Raw genomic sequence first — 18,934 nt, forward strand, 5'->3', positions numbered from 1 at the left:
AATTTGTATAAAGTTGGCCCTTTCTATGTATATGAGGAGGCCATACATTGAAATATTTCGATTATATCTGCAAAGATGATTTGAAAAAAATTTTTTTGAAAGAGCCAGAAGACTTTAATGCTAAGACTGAAAAAGATGTATTGAAATATGCACTAGGTGCTTTTTTATACGTTCCAGCTACTCAATATAATATGATTTATAAGAGTATTATAGGAGATGTTAAAGGAGTTAGACCATTGGCTATTTGCTTAGAAGATGCTGTTGGGGTAAATGGAGAGTTAGAGGCTATAGAAAATCTTAGGTTAATTTTGAAAGATATTAGTGATGAAAGTATAACAAACAAAGATGGAATACCATTAATTTTTGTAAGGATAAAAGATGTGGAGCAATTGTTGAGGATTAAAGATATTATAGTTAAAAATAGTCATACTATAACAGGCATATTAATTCCTAAAGCAAATTCAGAGTTAATAGAAAATTGCATAGAAGCTTTGAGCTCTATGAATCTTCAAGATATGTATGTTATTCCAATAATAGAGACAAGGGAATTTATATATAAGGAAAGTAAAGAATTGAGTTTTAATAATTTATACAATTCTATTTTAAAACACAAGTCAAGAATACTCAGTATTAGAGTAGGTATAACTGACATATTAGGTATGTATGGCATAAGAAGAGACAAAAACTTTTCTATATATGACAATTTGATTTGCTCTTCATTTATACTAGATATAATTACGTATCTTCAAAGACCAGAGTTAGATATACCTATAAGTGGAGGAGTATCAGAGTTCTTTGATATGACAAATAAGGATATAAGAAGTAAGTATATAGAAGAAATATTGTTGGATAAATTTCATGGGTTAATTGGAAAAACAGTAATTCATCCAATGCAAATTCAGATTGTACAAGCACTATCTGCAGTGCCATATGAAGATTTTACTGATGCTTTAGAGATATTGAATAGCACAAATAGCAAATATGGTGTGAGCAAAGGTGTACTAGGAGAGAGAATGAATGAGACAAATCCACATTTTTTATGGGCTAAAAAAACATTGATTCTATCTAAAATATATGGTGTATTAAATAAAGGAGTAGACTATGAAGAATTGCTTAAATTTTAATTGTGAAATTGACATTATTGATAATCCATTAAATTTAGAATTAAATGATTTTTTAGATATAGGAATAAGAAACAATAGTAAGAGACGTTTTTTATTCATATCAAAGACACTTGGTAAGCATCTAGCATGCAAACCAAGTGAGATGGATAATTTGGGAAAATTAATAGCCACAATTTATAATGAAAAAAATAAAGTAACATCAAATGGTACTGTTATAGCTTTTGCTGAAACTGGCACAGCTATTGGGCATAGTTTTTTTGATTACTTATGTGGAGAATACGAATTTATTCACACTACTAGAGAACAGTTTGATGAGTTAGAGAATCTAGAATTTTTAGAGGAACATTCTCATGCAACAGACCAAAATCTATACTTTGGAATGCTTAACAACTTCAAAACTGGAGATGAGGTGATATTAGTTGATGATGAGATTACCACAGCTAATACATGTATGAATATAATTAGGAAGATTCAAAGTATTTATCCTAAAAAGAAGTACACAATATGTTCCATACTTAATTGGGTGAGTGATGAAAACTTAAGAAAAGTTACTCATTTAGAAAAAGAACTAGATTGTAAGATAGAATTTGTATACTTATTTAAAGGAAACTTTGATTTTGATATAAATGAAGATATTATTTCAAATTACAATGATAATTATAATACTGCTGAGTCACAATCTATTTCAAATGATAAAGTAAACTTAGTAGTAAATCACATTAATGTTGACCTAGAAGATTATATTGGGAATAAGAAATACGTAAAATATACAGGTAGATTTGGAATCAATAGAAGAGAACAGTTTAGATTAAAAGAAATTGTAAAGAGAGAAAGCAAAAAAATAACTATGGATAATAAAGAATCTTTAAAAAATGAAAATGAAAAGATTCTATTTTTAGGTACTGAAGAATTTATGTATATACCAATGTTGTTTGCTAAAGAAAAAGAAAATCAATATGATGTGTACTATCATTCAACAACAAGAAGTCCAATTATTGATATTGAAAAAAATAATTATCCTATTAGAAGTAAGTTTAAATTAAAGAGTTTTTATAATATAGATGTTCAAAATTATATTTATAATATAGATAAACATAATTTTTCTAAATGTTATTTATTTGTAGAGTTAAATAAGAGTAAAAATTCTTATCTGGAATTTATTGATATAATTAAAAATACAAGTATAAAAGAACTTACTATAGTATGTTGTAGCTAAATGCTTTAAGGAGAGTAAGATATATCACAGTTTTAAGATAGGAGTTGAATCATATGGCAGATTTTAGCACGTATTCTAAGGATGATGTTATCTTTTTATTAAAAGATATATCAAATTTAATTAAAGAAGAAGGAAATAAAGAGAGAGAATTAAAAATACAAAGTGGTAGTCATTATTCAGAAATGATACCAATAGAGTATGAAGTTAGTGAAGATTATCTGAATTTATATCATGATAAACTAGAGCAAAATAAAGATAAGCTTGCATTTTCAATAGGGGTTATGTGTGAAAAAATAATTAAAAAAAATGGGAATGATGTGGTTTTAGTTTCACTTGCTAGAGCAGGTACACCTATTGGAATTTTGGCAAAGAGATATCTGAAAAACAAGTATAATCTAAATTTACCTCATTATACAATCTCTATAATAAGAGATAAAGGAATAGATATGAATGCAGTTGAATATATAGTAAAGAATCATCCAAATTCAGAGATTCAATTTTTAGATGGTTGGACTGGAAAAGGAACTATATCAAAAGAACTTGAAAAGGCATGTGATGAGCTTAATAGTAAATTTAAAAAAACTTTTGACTCAACCCTTGCTGTATTGGCTGACCCTGCTGGATATTCAGGTCTTTATGGAATTAGAGAAGATTTCTTAATACCAAGTGCATGTTTAAATTCAACTGTTTCTGGATTAATAAGTAGAACTGTATTAAGAGATGATTTAATTGGTAAAGATGATTTTCATGGAGCTAAGTTCTATAAACATTTAAAAGATAAAGACGAATCTATAAATTATATAGAAACTATAGAAGCATGTTTTAAAAATCAATTTAAGAACATATCTGATGAAGTTAATAAATGGGAAAGTGATATTATAACAAAAGATGGATATCTTGATGTTTTAAATATAAAGCAAAAATACAACATAACAGATATTAACTTTATCAAACCAGGTGTTGGAGAAACAACAAGAGTTTTACTTAGAAGAGTTCCATATAAGATTCTAGTTAAAGACTTAAATGATAAATCTTTAGAGCACATATTTATATTAGCTAAAGAGAAAAATGTTGAAGTTGAACAAATGGACTTAAAAGCATATAAATGTTGTGGAATAATAAAAAATATGAAAGATATTTAGAAAATATATTAGACAGGAGAATACTGAATGATTGTTTTTTCAGACTTAGACAGGAGTATTATTTACTCTGATAAATTTTTAGACACTGATAAGAAATATACTAATATAGAAATTTATAGAGAAAAAGAAATATCTTATATATCTTTAGATACTATAAATTTAATAAAGCAAATACAATATTATGGTATGTTTATACCTACAACTACTAGAACAGTAGAGCAATTTAAGCGTATAGAATTTAATAAATATGGGATTCATTTTCCATTTAGTATAACTTCAAATGGAGCAATTATACTTAAAAATAATGAAATATTAAAATCGTGGAGTAAAGAAATAGATAAATTAAAGTCTAACTATGAACCCATTGAAAGTATGATTGTAAAATTTAAAGATTATCTGAATGTAGAAGGAATAACCAACTTTAAAGTTGCAGAAGATACATTTTTTTATATAGTTGTTGATTTTGCAAAATTTAGTTTGGATTCAATTAGGGAGTATCTAGATATATTGGAATCAAAAAATTGGAAATTCTATGTTAGTGGTAGAAAAATCTATTTTATACCAAAAGAAATCTCAAAAGAAAATGCTATAAAGTATTTGACTAAGGAATTAAAAATAGAGTCTTTTTATGCAATAGGAGATTCTGTTATGGATTATGGTATGCTCAATATTTCAAATAAAGCATATGTATTAAAGCATGGTGATATAAATAAAAATGAAACAGAAAGTTCATTTATATCGAGTACTTTTAATGGAATGAGTGGAACAGAAGAGATACTATCTAATATTTTAGATGAAAGTTGTCTGCTTAATATATAATAATAAATATATATAATTAATAAACTAAAAAAATCTGAAATAAATTAGAATAAAATTTGTCATACTAATTTATTTCAGATTTTTATTAATTTATATTTAAGTAAGAGTTCCATATATTAAAATGAAGGTGGAGTCATTGCCCAAACTGAGATACATATATCATCATCATAATTTTCATATACATGTGGAATAGTACTGTTAAAATAAAAACTATCTCCTTCTTCTAGTACATATTCCTTATTTCCAAGTATTATCTTCATTTTTCCTTTTATTATATAACCACATTCTTCCCCTTCATGTGTTACAAATTCACTACTTTTTTTTGTATGACCATCTAGCGTAACAAGTAAAAATTCTATTTTCTTACCAGATAAATTAGGAACAAGAAGTTCATAAAATTTTGTAGAATCATTAGTTACTATTTTTTTTCTATTGTTTTTCTTTACTACTATATCAGAGTCTTCTTTTCCAATCTCATCAAAAAAATAACCTATATTTATATCAAGAGCTTTTGATATTTTCCACATTGCTACAATTGATGGAACAACCATATTTCGCTCAATTTGACTTATTAAACCCGTACTTAAATCCGAGTTCTTTGCTAAAGTAGAGATACTGATATTTTTAGATTTTCTAAGAGCTCTAATTTTACTTCCGACATCTATATTCATTAGATACAAACCCCCTTAGACATGATTATAACATATAATTTCTAAAGAGTAATAAAATAAAAAAGTTTTATTATTCATGTATTTTCCATGTTATATTGAATTTTCTGAAAAGATGGATTATAATAAAACTAATATTCAATATATTGAATATTGATTTGAATATTTTAATTTAATGAAATAGGAGGTAGGTAAGATGAAGAGTTTTGTAAGTCCTGATAATATTTGGGTACTATGGGCAGTCATAACTGGATGGGCAGCATTTAGTATTTATCTGGAACAAAAGTACAACTGGGCATCGAAAATATCAGGGGCAATAATAGCTCTTGTAGGAGCCATGTTACTATCAAATCTAAATATCATACCAGTAGAGTCTGTTGTGTATGACCAGGTATGGGGATATGTTGTTCCTTTAGCCATAGCTTTACTGTTATATCAATGTAACATTAAAAAGATATGGAAAGAAAGTGGAAGATTACTTGTAATATTTCTTGTAGGCTCTGTAGGAACTGTTCTTGGAGCTATGGTTGGATTTTTACTATTAAAAAATGCAGTACCAGATTTAAATATTGTTGCAGCTATGATGACAGGTTCTTATATAGGTGGAAATGTAAACTTCGCAGCCATGTCAGGAGCATTTAATGCACCCGGAGAATTAGTATCAGCAACAGTTGTAGCAGATAATCTTTTAATGGCTTTATATTTCTTTGTTTTAATAGCTATCCCATCCATTGGATTTTTTAGAAAACATTTTAAACATCCACATGTAGATGAGATGGAACGTACTGATGTAACTGAAGGAGAAACAATAGCAGCAAATTATTGGGGAAGAAAAGAAATATCTTTAAAAGATATAGCAATAGCTATTGGTAGTGCCTTTATAATTGTTGCAGTATCTGTAGAGTTATCAACTTGGTTCAAAGCTATAATACCAACATCAAATCCTTTTTTAGCAATGTTAAATACTCTATTCGGTAATCAATATTTAATAATAACTACTTTGACTATGTTATTTGCTACCTTTATGCCTAAATTCTTTAGTGATATAAAAGGAGCACAAGAGATAGGTACATTTTTGATTTATATTTTCTTTGTAGTAGTAGGTGTTCCTGCTTCTATAACATTAATAATTCAAAAATCACCACTACTACTTTTATACTGTGGAATAATGGTACTAATAAATATGTTAGTTACATTTATAGTTGCCAAAATATTTAAATTTAGTTTAGAAGAAGCCATTCTTGCATCTAATGCAAATATTGGTGGACCTACAACAGCAGCAGCTATGGCAATATCAAAAGGCTGGTCTAAACTAGTGGGACCAATACTTATAGTTGGAACATTTGGATACATAGTTGGTAATTATTTTGGCCTTTTAGTGGGAAATATTTTAATATAATTTTAATTTAATATAGTTTTTCGTGAATTAAAAAGTTTATTTTGATAAAGATTTTTATTTAACTGGAGGTTGTTATGATTTTCGATGGACATTCAGATACTTGGGCAGATGTAACAATAAGAAGACTTAACGGGGAGAAAGATGTATTTAGAAGAATTCATCTTGATAGTTTTAAAAGAGCAAATATAGAAGGAGCTATCTTTGTAATATGGATAGACCCTCCATATGATAAGGAACCTGAAAAAAGAGTTAAACAAATTGTAAACTCCATAAAAGATGAAATTGAAGATATGAAAGATATTGTAAATATAGTAAAAAAATATTCTGATATAAGTAAAGGTATAAGTGAAAATAAAATAAATATTTTAATTGGAATAGAAGGATTAAGTCATATTGGAAAAAATATAGATTTAATAGATTATTTTTACAAGGAAGTTGGAGCAAGACATGCATCGTTAACTTGGAATGAGCAAAATGAACTTGCGACAGGATGTTTAGGAGATAAGAACAGAGGTTTAACTGAAATAGGGAAAAAAGCAGTAAATAAGATGGAAGAATTGGGCATGATTGTGGATGTGTCACATTTGAATGACAAGTCATTTTGGGATTTGATGTCTATTGTAAGTAAGCCAGTAATAGCTTCTCATTCTAACGCAAGAAATCTATGTGATGCTAAAAGAAATCTTACAGATGCTCAATTAAAAGAAATTTCAAAGACAGGTGGATTAGTAGGAATAAATAGTTTTAGAGGATTTACTAATAGTAATCCCAAAAAACAAGATTTGATACACTTAGTTGACCATATAGACTATATGGTAAATCTTATAGGTATAGAACATGTATCTTTTGGGTTTGACTTTAGTGATTACTTGGGGACAGAAACTATAGGTTCTTTTACTGAAAATGCCAGTATTCCAAGTGTAGATGGTCTTGAGAGCACACATACAGCACATAATATAATAGTAGAACTTGAAAATAGAGGTTATAAAAAAAGAGATATAGATTTAATTTCTAGTGGTAATTTTTATAGACTCTTTAAAGATATATTAAAATAATATAATGAATAGTTTAAACGCATAAGATATTTATTATATTTAATGTAACACATACATATTTAAATTAGCATTTATAATTTATTTTATTAAATTGAATTTTAATGTTACTAGAAGTTTCAATTCTAGTAACATTTTTTATATGTAAAACAAAAAAATATATATATCTATTGACAATGATAATTATTATTGATAAACTATAAAAGTAAAAAATGATAATAATTATCATTTTAAAAAAAGAAAAGTTTTTAAGGAGGGAGAATGAAAAAAAGGTATTTAGTCATAGGAATAATAATTTTGTCTTATTTTTCTTTATTTATAGGAGCTGAAGATATAAATATAATGCATCTATTTGCAAAAAATCAACATAAACTTATGGTATTTGTTATGAGTAGAATACCAAGATTGATAAGTATATTGATTGCAGGTGTAGGGATGAGTATAGCAGGTCTTATAATGCAACAGATAAGTAAAAATAAATTTGTATCACCCACAACAGGGGCTACAATAGATGCAGCTCAATTTGGTATAGTAATTTGTATGCTTTTAATACCAACTGCGTCTATTCTTACAAAGACCATAATAGCATTTGTATTTTCTCTTATAGGGACTTTTATGTTTATGAAAATAATAAGCAGATTACAATTTAAAAATATAATTTTCGTACCATTAGTAGGTATAATGTTTGGAAATATAATAGGTTCTATGACAGATTTTATTGCATATAAATACGATTTGAGTCAAAATGTAAGTTCTTGGATGCAAGGCGACTTTTCTATGATACTTAAAGGAAATTATGAGATATTATACATCACAATACCTCTTATAATATTAGCATATGTCTATGCAAATAAATTTACTGTTGTTGGCATGGGCATAGATTTTGCAACAAACTTAGGGTTGAGCTACAAAAAGGTTGTTAATATAGGTTTGGTAATAGTGGCCCTTGTCACAGTATGTGTAGTCGTTACAGCTGGTAATATACCTTTTATAGGTCTAATAGTTCCAAACATTGTGTCCTTATATATGGGTGATAATATAAGAGCAAACATATGGTATACTGGTTTATTTGGAGCTATATTTGTGCTTATATGCGATATTTTTGGAAGGATAATTATTTATCCATATGAAATATCTATAGGACTTACAGTTGGAGTCATAGGAAGTATACTATTCCTTTATTTGATACTAAGGAGGAATGTAAATGAAGCTTAGTCTTAATAAGAAAATTTATTTCATTAGTATATTACTATTAATATCAATAGTGATTTTTACAATTTATGGAATAGATATGAATAATATAGATTATGCACTATCACAAAGAATACCAAAAATACTTGCTATGATATTAGGTGGAGGGTGTATAGCATTTACTACTGTAGTGTTTCAAACAATTACAAACAATCAAATACTAACACCAAGCGTATTAGGATTGGATTCATTATATGTAATGATTCAAACTATAATAGTATTTATATTTGGTTCAACTAGCAGTTTGATTATTAATGAAAATTATAATTTTATTGTCAATGTTGCTGTGATGATTGGAGCATCAATGTTATTATATAAGACATTATTTGAAAAAAATAAAAATAATATTTTCTTTTTAGTCCTAGTAGGTATGATATTTGGAATCTTATTTAAAAGTGCAACAACCTTTATTCAAGTAATGATAGACCCAAATGAATTTCTAGCTTTACAAACTAGCATAATGGCCAGTTTAAATAATATAAATACTAATGTACTTTTAATAGCATTTATAATAATTATTGCCATGATACCTTTTATATATGACGAAATAAAGTATTTAGATGTATTATCATTGGGTAGAGAGCAATCAATTAATTTAGGTGTAGATTTTGATAAAGTAGTTAAAAAAATGATAATAGTAATAGCAATTTTAGTTTCAATATCAACAGCACTTATTGGTCCAATGACATTTTTAGGGCTTTTACTTGCTAATATATCTAGAGAAGTTTTTAAAACGTATAAGCATACATATTTAATTTTTGGTTCTATGCTAATAGGCATGATTACATTAATAATTGGTCAATTTTTTATACAACATGTATTTAAATTTGATACTACTTTGAGTGTAGTAATAAATTTCATAGGAGGAATTTACTTTATTCAGTTATTGTTAAAGGGGGCAAATAAGTGATAGAAATAAGAAATATATTTAAAAAATATAAGAACAAAAATGTTGTAGAAGATGTTTCTTTTAATATAGAGAAAGGAAAGATAACTTCTTTTATAGGACCAAATGGAGCTGGGAAAAGTACTGTATTATCAATAGTAACAAGGCTTATAGGTGGTGATAGTGGCGAAGTAATAATAGAAGGTAAAAACTTAGCTAGCTACACTAACAAGGAATTAGCTAAAAAAATAGCTATTCTTAAACAATCTAATAATATAACTTTAAGGCTCACAATAAGGGAATTGGTTGGGTTTGGAAGATTTCCGTATAGTGAAGGAAATCTAACTAAAGAGGATGAGAAGTATATTGACGAAGCGATAGAATATATGAAATTGACTGATATACAACATAAATATCTAGATGAGTTGAGCGGAGGTCAGAGACAAAGAGCCTATATAGCAATGGTAATAGCCCAAGATACAGAGTATATATTGCTTGATGAACCACTTAATAATTTAGATATGAATCATTCAGTTCAGATGATGAAAGTGCTTAGAGACCTTTGTGATGACCTAGATAAGACTATAGTGTTAGTAATGCATGATATAAACTTCGCATCATGCTATTCAGATAATATAGTTGCATTAAAAAATGGAAAAATTGAGAAGGTAGGTCGTACAGATGAGATAGTCAATGAAAAAGTTTTAGAAGATATTTATGAGATGAATTTCAATATTAAAAATATAAATGGAAATCGAATTTGTATTTATTTTTAACGAATCATCTATAAAATTCAAAGTATTATATAAAAACAAATGAATTTTATAAAAATTTAAATTAAAATAGACATCAATAAGAAAGAGGGAGATATCAGCATGAATAAAAAAGTAGCAATAGTAGCCACAGTGGTAATAGTAGTATTGGTGACAGTGTTTGCATTAGGTGGAGGCAAAAAAAATGAATCTAAGACATCAGATAATTCAAATGATACTGTAAAGATAACTCATAGTTTGGGAGAAACAGATGTAAAGCTAAATCCTAAGAAGGTAGTAGTATTTGATTATTCAGCTCTAGATACAATGGATACGTTAGGAGTAGGAGAGAGCTTAGTAGGACTTCCAAAATCAAGTTTGCCAACATCTTTAGAAAAATATAAAGATGAAAAATATGCAGATTTAGGAGGATTGAAAGAACCAGACTTAGAAGGTATAAAATCAGCAAATCCAGATTTAATTATAATAAATGGAAGACAAGAAGATTTTTATGAGCAATTATCGAAAATAGCACCAACAATAAGTACAAGTAAAGATGATAAGAAGTATTTGGATTCTGTTAAAAATAATATAGATAAAATAGGAAAAATATTTGGAGTGGAAGAAAAAGCTAATCAAGAATTTAGTAAAATTGAAAAGAAGATAGAGACTTTAAATAAAAAAGTAAAAGAAAAAAACTTAAATGCTTTAACCCTAATGGTAAATGAAGGTAATTTAAGTGTATTTGGTGAAGAATCAAGATTTAGTATATTATACAATAGTTTTGGATTTGAAAATAAAGATAAAAATATAAAAGAATCAAGTCATGGTCAAAATATTACTTTTGAGTATATAGCTAAACAAAATCCAGAAGTTATGTTTGTTATAGATAGAGGAATAGCTACAGGGAGTGATATAAAAGAGGGTTCAACAGCAAAATCTGTTTTAAATAATGATATAATAAAGTCTATGGATGCATATAAAAATGATAATATAATCTATCTGGATTCACCAACATGGTATGTGAATGATGGAGGTCTAACTTCTTTAAATAAAATGATAGATGATGCATCACAAGCAGTTAATAAGTAAATCTATTATTTACAATAAACATGTTTTATTTATTACTTATTTAATCAGCCACTTTAAGTGGCTGATTTTTTATGATTTAAATAATAATCTTAATTACAATATAAATCTATTCAAAATATAATAAAATACAAAGTTGTACTGGACAAAAAGAATAATTTTTAAATATAATTGAACTATATAGATGTATGTTGTCGCAATTATATAGTTTTAAGCTATGTTTTACAACTAAAAGTAAGATAACTATATTTGAAAATAAGAATTTCTATATAAAAAACGTTTTTGTAAATGGATATAATGCTAAAAATAAACTATGTAAAATAAAAATTTCTATATCTTAACTGCATATAAGTTTTTATTGGAATTTCATGCATCTTATTTGAAAAATGATTATACACATGAAAAACAACATAGAGGATAGGGGTATTTTATGAAGAGAGTTTTGAAGGTAACTATCTTAGTCTTATTTATTTTATTAATTTCTATAAGTTCCATTTCGATTAAATTGATTCATAATATTGGGGACTATGGAAAACTTATTAATTATGTTGGCATTGTTCGGGGAGCTAGTCAGCGTTTAAGCAAATTAGAAATGAACAATAAACCCAATGATGAGTTGAGAGATTATATTGATGGGATTTTACATGAATTGATTACAGGGGATGGAAAGTACGGTTTGGTAGACGCTGATTGCAAAAAATATAATGAGTACTTATTTTTACTAGAAAAAAAGTGGAAAGATTTAAACACTGAAATAGAAAAAGTAAGGATGAATGAAGAGAATAATCATTTATTAGATATAAGTGAAGAATTTTTTAATCTTGCAAATAGTACAGTGTTTGAGATAGAAAATTTCTCTAAAGAAAAAAGTGATTATCTAATGACTTTAATAATCATTATATCTACTATAGGTATGTTAGCATGGATTATATTGATTATACAATATAATAGAAAATTAATTAGTTTGGAAAAACTAAATGTAGATTTAAAAAACATTGCATATAAAGATGAGCTAACAGGAGCAAATACTATAGAAAAGTTTAAGATAGATGCAAATCAAAATATTCACAAATATAAAGATAAGAAATTTGCTATATTCTATATTGATTTTGAAAATTTTAAATACGTTAATGATATATTTGGATATGATTATGGAGATATGATACTGAAAAGATATGCTAATCTTATGATGAATGATATTGGAAAATATGAGATATTCGCAAGAGAAATTGCAGATAGATTTATTGCTTTAAGATGTTATGTAGATAAGTCAGATTTAGTAATAAGGCAAAGAGTTGTAGATGATAAACTAATTAATATTACAAATGAAATTAAAAACAAATATAGTATCACTATTGTCAGTGGAATTTGTTGTATTGAAGATGTGATTGAAAAACTAAACATAGATGATTTAATAAATCGGGCAAACTTTGCACAAAAAACTGTTAAAAATAAACCAGGGACTAATTATGCTTTTTATAATGAAAATATTCGTAAAAAAATGATTGAAGAAAATACAATCAAAAGTAGAATACATGAAGCTATTGAAAATAGAGAATTTATAGTTTATTTTCAACCTAAAGTTAATTTACATAATCAAAAAATAGATTGTGCAGAAGCTTTAGTACGTTGGATGACTCCAGATAAAGGGATTATATCTCCTGCAGTATTTATTCCAATATTGGAAAAGGATTTTTTTATTGGTTTAGTAGATAAGTATGTTTTTGAAGAAGTCTGTATATGGATTAGAAAGAGATTAGATGAAAATAAACCATTTGTTCAGATATCAGTTAATGTTTCTAGAATACAGTTCTATAATACTAAATTTGTGGAAACTTACTCAAATATACAAAAGAAATATAATATACCCCGAAATACTATAGAAATTGAATTTACTGAGAGTGTTGCTTTTGAGAATCAAGAACACTTTTTGGAAATTATACATGATTTACATGAAAATGGATTCACTTGTTCTCTAGATGACTTTGGAAAAGGTTACTCATCTTTAGGTGTCTTAAAAGATTTACCATTTGATGTTTTGAAGCTTGATTCTATGTTTTTTAATGCTAGTTTAGACAAAGAAAAAGAAAGAACAGTAATAAAAAATATTATACATATGCTAAAAGAATTGAATATTACAACTGTTGCTGAAGGTATTGAATATAAGGAGCAAGTTGAGTTTCTAAAGGAGATTGGATGTGATTTAGTTCAAGGATATGTATTTTATAAACCAATGCCCATGTTAGAATTTGAGGAACTACTGGATAAAGAATGTGTTTATAATAGTTACCAAGTAAATACTTAATGAAAAAAGGGACTGTAAGTAAATTTACTTATAGTCCCTTATAAATACACTTATTTTCTTCCTGCAACCCATTTTAAGCCCCAATGGAACTCATTGTCCATTTCTCTATGACCTTTAAAGTATTTAATTACTTTTTCAACACTGAATGTCTCATCATTTACATTTTCTATCAAGGCTATTGAACACATATTATAGCCATTTTTATGTTCATCAAGTTTAACAACTAAATCTGAATCCTGTTTCTGTTTGATTGTTACAATTCCATCAGCCTCAGACCAATTAGCTACACCTTCATAGATAAAAGCATAAATAAGTATTCTTTTTATTTCTTTTATTTTATTACCATTTATTCTTATGTTTTCTCCTTGTGTATTGCTACCTGTTCTGTCATCTCCATCTAATTGAGCAAAAGGCGGATGTCCTAAACTACCAAAAGAATTACCTAATGCCTGTACAGCACCTTTTACACCATTTTTCATTTCAAACAAGCAACCTAAATCTAAATCTATATTACTGCTTTTTAGAGAGCCAAAAAAACCTTTTTTTTGTATTTTTTGATTCCAATTTAAATTAACTAAGATTTCACCTAAATCACTATTTTCTTTTTTTGTAAGGTTTATTTTTTGCCCCTTTTTTAATTCTATAGCCATAGTAATTTTCCTCCATAAACATAGATTTACTTAAATGGTAGCACTTAACAAGTCAATATTCAACAAGATTAGAATAATAATATTAAAATTATACTAAATATACTAGAAAACAGGAATTACAATGCCTTTATATTTCTCTTCAATTATACTTCTTGCTTTATCTGATGTAAGAACATCTTGTAGAACTTTAATTTTTTCACTATCTTTATCTTCAGTTCTAAATGCCAAAAGATTTGCATACTCATCATTTATAGGTGCTGTATAAAGTCCATTTTTCTTAGCATCAAGGCCAGCAGGTACTGCGTATGTAGTATCTATAAATGCAGCAGTTACATCTGGAAGAGAAGATGGAATCTGAGCGATATCCAATTCTTTAAATTGTATGCCTTTTGGATTTTCTATTATATCTTTAGGACTAACTAATCCATCACCTTTAGGTAAAGTTAAAAGTCCGATACTTTCAAGGTATCTAAGGTCTTTAGAACAAGAAGATGGGTTGTTACTTATTGCGATTGTATCTCCTTTTTTAAATTCATCAATAGATTTTATCTTGTAAGAGTAAAGGATTGCTGGGCATACATATAGTTTTTTTCCAGCCATTATTTTATATCCTTTAGCTTTAACAGCTTCTTTTAGATAAGGTTCATGTTGGAATAGATTTGCATCAATTTCTCCGTTATTTAAAGCTTCGTTTGGAAGTATGTAGTCATCAAAATTTTTAACCTCCAAAGTATAACCTTTTTCTTCGATAAGTGGTTTTAATTCTTCTAATAATTCTCCACCTGGTACTAAAGTAGCGCCAACAACAATTTTTTTATCATCGTTACCTTTAGAACATCCAACTATAGATAAAGTAAAAACTAGACATAATAATAAACTTAATAATTTTTTGAATTTCATATAAATTCCCTCCTGAATATGATTGATTAGTTAAAAATAAAATACCCTCTTTTATCACACTGCAAAATAAAATAAGCCTGAGTTTAAACTCAGGCTTTAAAAGCTAATTTAGACTCATCTTTCAGTATAATACTGCAGGATTTAGCACCAATGTATATAAAAATATACTGGTTGCTGGGTTTCATAGGGCCAGTCCCTTCACCACTCTGGATAAGAAGTATCAATTTTTAATTATGTTATAAATATTATCATGATTTTTTACATATGTAAACATAATTTTATAAATATTTTAAAATTTTTAATATTTCTATTTAACACCTAAGATTCCAGAAATTAGAATATCAGTGTCAGCTCCTAAGAAATAATCATTTATTTCAATGGAATCTAAAACATTCCTTAAAGCATTCTCTTCATGTTTCGTTCCAGCAAGTTTATCTTCCACAAATGAAACATCACGTTTTCCAAAAAAGTCTCCAAAAAATTTTATAGTAGTTATTATTCCCTTATCAACATTTAGATTAAACTCAACGTTTCCACCAGAATATTTTAACTCATTTGAAAGGGTATATTTTGGGGAATTACCAAAGTTCCAATCCCAAGTTTCATATTTTGACTTAGTAAGTTTTTCTATTTGTTCTATGTCATAATCACTTAAATAATAATTAGTATTATCAGTGTTAGTTTTAGAGAGATAATTCATTATTGCGTCCTTAAATTCTAGTATATCCATTTTAGATTGTAGATGTTCACTTATATTAGTTACACGAGATTTTACAGACTTTATGCCCTTTCCTTCAAATTTTATAGGTTTTACCTTTAGAGCTTTTGAAAGGTCATTTATCTCAGATGAAAATAACAGTGTACCATGATGCATCACCTTATTTTTGTAGTTGTATTGAGCATTTCCAGAAAACTTCTTACCATCTATAAGAAGGTCATTTCTTCCAGAAAATTCAGCGTTTACATCTAATGTCTTAAGTAAGTCTATTATTGGTTGAGTGAATCTTCTGAAATCACTAAAGCTATTATTATTGCAGGCTATGAATGTAAAATTTATATTTCCTAAATCATGAAATACAGCTCCACCACCAGATTGTCTCCTAACAACAGGTATAGAATTTTCTTTTATATATTCTAAATTTATTTCAGAAAGTGTATTTTGATTTTTTCCAACAATTATAGAAGGTTCATTCCTCCATAAAATAAATAAGTCTTCGTCAAAATTTTTTAGAAGATATTCTTCCATCGCTAAATTGAAGTAAGGGTTTGTCTTTTCATTGTAAATTAGTAACATTAAAGTAATTCCTCCATATAATTGATAAAATTTTTTTGTTATTTTTAGTACAATTAATTTTATAATTCGACAATAATGTAAAAAGTCCTTTAAATTAGAAGATTTAAAAAAGAAGACAATCTTATATTAATAGAAGTGTATATTAAACATAATTAGAGAAGTTTGGGATTTTATGTAAAAAATAAAAAGGAATTTTAAAAACTAACTTGCAAAGTTTAAATAAATAATATATACTCAAAATATACTTAATAAAAGTGAATAGAAGGGTAGAGGCGCAATAATCTATCAGTACTAATAATGAGTTAAGCACAGAGATTTATTAGGAAAGGAGATATTGCCGAAGTTTTATAATTGATGCTTTAAGATTATATTGCTGGGGGTACATAGAAAATATGTACAACTGTCACAGGTTTATTTGTGGTGAGCTATCATTTAAGGAATTATATTATATTTATTTTAATATTGTTGATGTATTGTAATTTTCAAGCCTTGAGTGTTTAGCACTTAAGGCTTTTTTAGTTTTATCAAATACCCTGTATAATTCACAAAACTAAAAAAGAGAGGGAGATTTATATGAGAAACAAAAAAATTAATATTATTTTTCTGACGACAATTATGTTTATAATGTCAACAGTAATGGTTTTTGCAGAGGAAGATATAGACACTATCGCACTAGCTAATGCAGAAAAATTTGGAATCTTAACTTTAATACCACCATTAGTTGCTATAATACTTGCATTCATAACTAAAAACGTAATAATTTCTTTACTTATAGGGATTCTTTCTGGGAGTTTTATAATTAAAGCTAGTGGTATAAATGTGTTTGCTACATTCATACAAGCATTTTTAGACTTAGTGGATAGAGCTTTGGTATCGTTATCAGACCCGTGGAATGCAGGGATAATACTACAAGTTCTAGCAATTGGAGGGGTTATAAATCTTGTTGCAAAGATGGGAGGAGCTAAGGCTATAGCTGAGGCACTTGCCAAAAGAGCGAAATCAGCGAAAGGTACACAAATTATAACATGGTTTTTAGGTCTTTTGGTATTCTTTGATGATTATGCAAATTCATTAATAGTAGGTCCTATGATGAGACCTGTTGCAGATAAAATGAAAATATCAAGAGAAAAATTAGCCTTTATAATAGATGCTACAGCAGCACCAGTTGCTGGATTAGCTATAATATCTACATGGATAGGTCTTGAAGTTGGTTTAATACATGATGCTTTTGAAAGTATAAGTGTAGATGTTGATGCATTTGGTATATTTTTAAATACAATACCATTTAGATTTTATAATATATTAATATTAGCATTTATTGTAATATCAGCATTATTATTAAAAGAATTTGGGCCAATGAAAAAAGCAGAAATAAAATCTAGAAGTAGAAAAGTTGGTACAGACCTTGATGAAGGTGTAGAAGAATTAGATGATTTAGCACCAAAAAATGGAGTGAAATTGAGTGTGTGGAATGCTATAATCCCAATAGGAACATTAATAATAGTTGCTTTGGCATCATTCTATTATAGTGGATATACGTCTATAATGGGTGGTGAAGATAAAGCTCTAATACAACTATTTACAAATTCACCATATTCTTTTGGAGCAATAAAAGAAGCATTTAGTGCATCTGATGCATCTAGAGCATTATTCCAATCTGCACTTGTTGCAAGTTTAGTTGCTATTATAATGGCTGTAGTTAAAAAGATTTTTACAGTGTCAGAAGCAATTGATGTTTGGATAGATGGGATGAAAAGTTTAGTAATAACTGGTGTAATATTAATACTTGCATGGTCATTAAGTTCAGTAATAAAAGAATTAGGTACAGCTAAATTTTTGATACACTTATTATCAGGTTCACTACCTCCATTCTTATTGCCAAGTTTAATATTTGGTTTAGGAGCAATAATATCTTTTGCTACTGGAACAGCTTATGGAACAATGGGTATACTTATGCCACTAGCAATACCACTAGCTTACTCATTAAATCCTGATATGTCTTATGTAATAGTGAGTACAAGTGCAGTCTTAACAGGTGCAATATTTGGAGACCACTGTTCTCCGATTTCAGATACAACAATACTTTCTTCAATGGGAGCTGGTTGTAATCATATAGACCATGTTAATACTCAAATGCCATATGCTATATTTACAGCAGTAATCACTATTGTATTTGGATATATACCAGCTGGATTAGGATTGCCAATATATATAGTATTACCAGTAGCTATAGCTGCTGTATTTGTTGGTATTCAAATAATTGGTAAGAGAGTTGATGAAGCAGAGATAGAACTTGCAGAATAAAGATATAAATAAATTTCACCTTTTATTATCATTCTTTTGTTAGTTTTTAGATAATTTTAAAAAGTTATTGAAAATAATAGCGA

At 27.5% G+C, this 18,934-nt stretch carries 16 protein-coding genes and 2 riboswitches; of the genes, 12 read left to right on the forward strand and 4 right to left on the reverse strand.

All coding sequences use genetic code 11. The features are described from left to right. Window positions 1-47: 47 nt before the first annotated feature. The 4 genes from ACTG46_RS08920 to ACTG46_RS08935 are packed head-to-tail and all read left to right on the forward strand — an operon-like array spanning window position 48 to window position 4,301. Window positions 48-1,124, forward strand: coding sequence for an HpcH/HpaI aldolase/citrate lyase family protein (locus ACTG46_RS08920; RefSeq protein ID WP_054276585.1), 1,077 nt, complete (start codon window positions 48-50; stop codon window positions 1,122-1,124). After that, window positions 1,102-2,340 carry a phosphoribosyltransferase family protein gene (locus tag ACTG46_RS08925; RefSeq protein WP_054270122.1) on the forward strand — a complete coding sequence of 413 codons (1,239 nt, stop codon included), beginning with the start codon at window positions 1,102-1,104 and terminating at the stop codon, window positions 2,338-2,340. Before ACTG46_RS08920 ends, ACTG46_RS08925 begins: the two co-directional genes overlap by 23 nt. Window positions 2,341-2,393: 53 nt before the next feature. After that, on the forward strand, window positions 2,394-3,482 hold the full coding sequence (locus ACTG46_RS08930) for a cysteine protease StiP family protein (protein WP_054270123.1): 1,089 nt from the start codon (window positions 2,394-2,396) through the stop codon (window positions 3,480-3,482). A gap of 27 nt (window positions 3,483-3,509) precedes the next feature. Beyond that, window positions 3,510-4,301: an HAD hydrolase family protein gene (locus tag ACTG46_RS08935; RefSeq protein ID WP_054270124.1), complete on the forward strand. Its 792-nt coding sequence runs from the start codon at window positions 3,510-3,512 to the stop codon at window positions 4,299-4,301. Between the two features lie 116 nt (window positions 4,302-4,417). Here ACTG46_RS08935 and ACTG46_RS08940 read toward each other — a convergent pair whose 3' ends face one another. Then, window positions 4,418-4,972, reverse strand: a complete 555-nt coding sequence (locus tag ACTG46_RS08940) for a cupin domain-containing protein (RefSeq protein ID WP_219673124.1) — start codon at window positions 4,970-4,972, stop codon at window positions 4,418-4,420. A gap of 193 nt (window positions 4,973-5,165) precedes the next feature. Here ACTG46_RS08940 and ACTG46_RS08945 point away from each other — a divergent pair, with 193 nt between their 5' ends. The 7 genes from ACTG46_RS08945 to ACTG46_RS08975 all read left to right on the forward strand — a co-directional run bounded on the left by ACTG46_RS08945 (window position 5,166) and on the right by ACTG46_RS08975 (window position 13,703). Beyond that, entirely contained in the window at window positions 5,166-6,368 is a 1,203-nt protein-coding gene (locus ACTG46_RS08945) for a DUF819 family protein (protein WP_054270125.1), read from the forward strand. Window positions 6,369-6,442: 74 nt separating this feature from the next. Further along, on the forward strand, window positions 6,443-7,423 hold the full coding sequence (locus ACTG46_RS08950; protein WP_479923963.1) for a dipeptidase: 981 nt from the start codon (window positions 6,443-6,445) through the stop codon (window positions 7,421-7,423). Between the two features lie 258 nt (window positions 7,424-7,681). Continuing rightward, entirely contained in the window at window positions 7,682-8,635 is a 954-nt protein-coding gene (locus ACTG46_RS08955; RefSeq protein ID WP_223195536.1) for an ABC transporter permease, read from the forward strand. After that, window positions 8,625-9,581 carry an iron chelate uptake ABC transporter family permease subunit gene (locus ACTG46_RS08960; RefSeq protein WP_479923964.1) on the forward strand — a complete coding sequence of 319 codons (957 nt, stop codon included), beginning with the start codon at window positions 8,625-8,627 and terminating at the stop codon, window positions 9,579-9,581. Before ACTG46_RS08955 ends, ACTG46_RS08960 begins: the two co-directional genes overlap by 11 nt. Then, window positions 9,578-10,333 carry an iron ABC transporter ATP-binding protein gene (locus ACTG46_RS08965; protein WP_054270129.1) on the forward strand — a complete coding sequence of 252 codons (756 nt, stop codon included), beginning with the start codon at window positions 9,578-9,580 and terminating at the stop codon, window positions 10,331-10,333. Before ACTG46_RS08960 ends, ACTG46_RS08965 begins: the two co-directional genes overlap by 4 nt. 99 nt (window positions 10,334-10,432) lie before the next feature. Then, window positions 10,433-11,401: a siderophore ABC transporter substrate-binding protein gene (locus ACTG46_RS08970; RefSeq protein WP_167640186.1), complete on the forward strand. Its 969-nt coding sequence runs from the start codon at window positions 10,433-10,435 to the stop codon at window positions 11,399-11,401. Window positions 11,402-11,828: 427 nt separating this feature from the next. Continuing rightward, entirely contained in the window at window positions 11,829-13,703 is a 1,875-nt protein-coding gene (locus ACTG46_RS08975) for a GGDEF domain-containing phosphodiesterase (RefSeq protein WP_167640187.1), read from the forward strand. Window positions 13,704-13,753: 50 nt separating this feature from the next. Here the strand turns inward: ACTG46_RS08975 and ACTG46_RS08980 are convergent, their stop codons facing one another. The 3 genes from ACTG46_RS08980 to lplA all read right to left on the reverse strand — a co-directional run bounded on the left by ACTG46_RS08980 (window position 13,754) and on the right by lplA (window position 16,547). Continuing rightward, window positions 13,754-14,353, reverse strand: coding sequence for a TerD family protein (locus ACTG46_RS08980; RefSeq protein ID WP_054270132.1), 600 nt, complete (start codon window positions 14,351-14,353; stop codon window positions 13,754-13,756). A 102-nt stretch (window positions 14,354-14,455) separates the two neighbouring features. Next, on the reverse strand, window positions 14,456-15,253 hold the full coding sequence (locus ACTG46_RS08985; protein ID WP_054270133.1) for a MetQ/NlpA family ABC transporter substrate-binding protein: 798 nt from the start codon (window positions 15,251-15,253) through the stop codon (window positions 14,456-14,458). 111 nt (window positions 15,254-15,364) lie between these two features. Then, window positions 15,365-15,470, reverse strand: a riboswitch (SAM riboswitch). A gap of 90 nt (window positions 15,471-15,560) precedes the next feature. Further along, on the reverse strand, window positions 15,561-16,547 hold the full coding sequence (gene lplA / locus ACTG46_RS08990) for a lipoate--protein ligase (protein WP_054276593.1): 987 nt from the start codon (window positions 16,545-16,547) through the stop codon (window positions 15,561-15,563). 259 nt (window positions 16,548-16,806) lie between these two features. Then, window positions 16,807-16,983, forward strand: a riboswitch (Lysine riboswitch). A gap of 137 nt (window positions 16,984-17,120) precedes the next feature. Between lplA and ACTG46_RS08995 the strand changes: the two genes are divergently transcribed. Further along, the gene (locus ACTG46_RS08995) at window positions 17,121-18,851 is read left to right on the forward strand and encodes a Na+/H+ antiporter NhaC family protein (protein WP_054270135.1); all 1,731 of its coding nucleotides are present in this window, start codon (window positions 17,121-17,123) and stop codon (window positions 18,849-18,851) included. Window positions 18,852-18,934: the final 83 nt, after the last annotated feature.

This window comes from Clostridioides sp. LIBA-7678 (genome assembly GCF_056716065.1).

Bases quoted from the DNA above. Each gene is read 5' to 3' on its own strand.
- ACTG46_RS08955 (WP_223195536.1), top strand. From the start codon at position 7,682: ATGAAAAAAAGGTATTTAGTCATAGGAATAATAATTTTGTCTTATTTT.
- ACTG46_RS08995 (WP_054270135.1), top strand. From the start codon at position 17,121: ATGAGAAACAAAAAAATTAATATTATTTTTCTGACGACAATTATGTTT.
- ACTG46_RS08945 (WP_054270125.1), top strand. From the start codon at position 5,166: ATGAAGAGTTTTGTAAGTCCTGATAATATTTGGGTACTATGGGCAGTC.
- ACTG46_RS08940 (WP_219673124.1), bottom strand. From the start codon at position 4,972: ATGAATATAGATGTCGGAAGTAAAATTAGAGCTCTTAGAAAATCTAAA.
- lplA (WP_054276593.1), bottom strand. From the start codon at position 16,547: ATGTTACTAATTTACAATGAAAAGACAAACCCTTACTTCAATTTAGCG.
- ACTG46_RS08950 (WP_479923963.1), top strand. From the start codon at position 6,443: ATGATTTTCGATGGACATTCAGATACTTGGGCAGATGTAACAATAAGA.
- ACTG46_RS08930 (WP_054270123.1), top strand. From the start codon at position 2,394: ATGGCAGATTTTAGCACGTATTCTAAGGATGATGTTATCTTTTTATTA.
- ACTG46_RS08960 (WP_479923964.1), top strand. From the start codon at position 8,625: ATGAAGCTTAGTCTTAATAAGAAAATTTATTTCATTAGTATATTACTA.
- ACTG46_RS08985 (WP_054270133.1), bottom strand. From the start codon at position 15,253: ATGAAATTCAAAAAATTATTAAGTTTATTATTATGTCTAGTTTTTACT.
- ACTG46_RS08935 (WP_054270124.1), top strand. From the start codon at position 3,510: ATGATTGTTTTTTCAGACTTAGACAGGAGTATTATTTACTCTGATAAA.
- ACTG46_RS08980 (WP_054270132.1), bottom strand. From the start codon at position 14,353: ATGGCTATAGAATTAAAAAAGGGGCAAAAAATAAACCTTACAAAAAAA.
- ACTG46_RS08925 (WP_054270122.1), top strand. From the start codon at position 1,102: ATGAAGAATTGCTTAAATTTTAATTGTGAAATTGACATTATTGATAAT.
- ACTG46_RS08970 (WP_167640186.1), top strand. From the start codon at position 10,433: ATGAATAAAAAAGTAGCAATAGTAGCCACAGTGGTAATAGTAGTATTG.
- ACTG46_RS08975 (WP_167640187.1), top strand. From the start codon at position 11,829: ATGAAGAGAGTTTTGAAGGTAACTATCTTAGTCTTATTTATTTTATTA.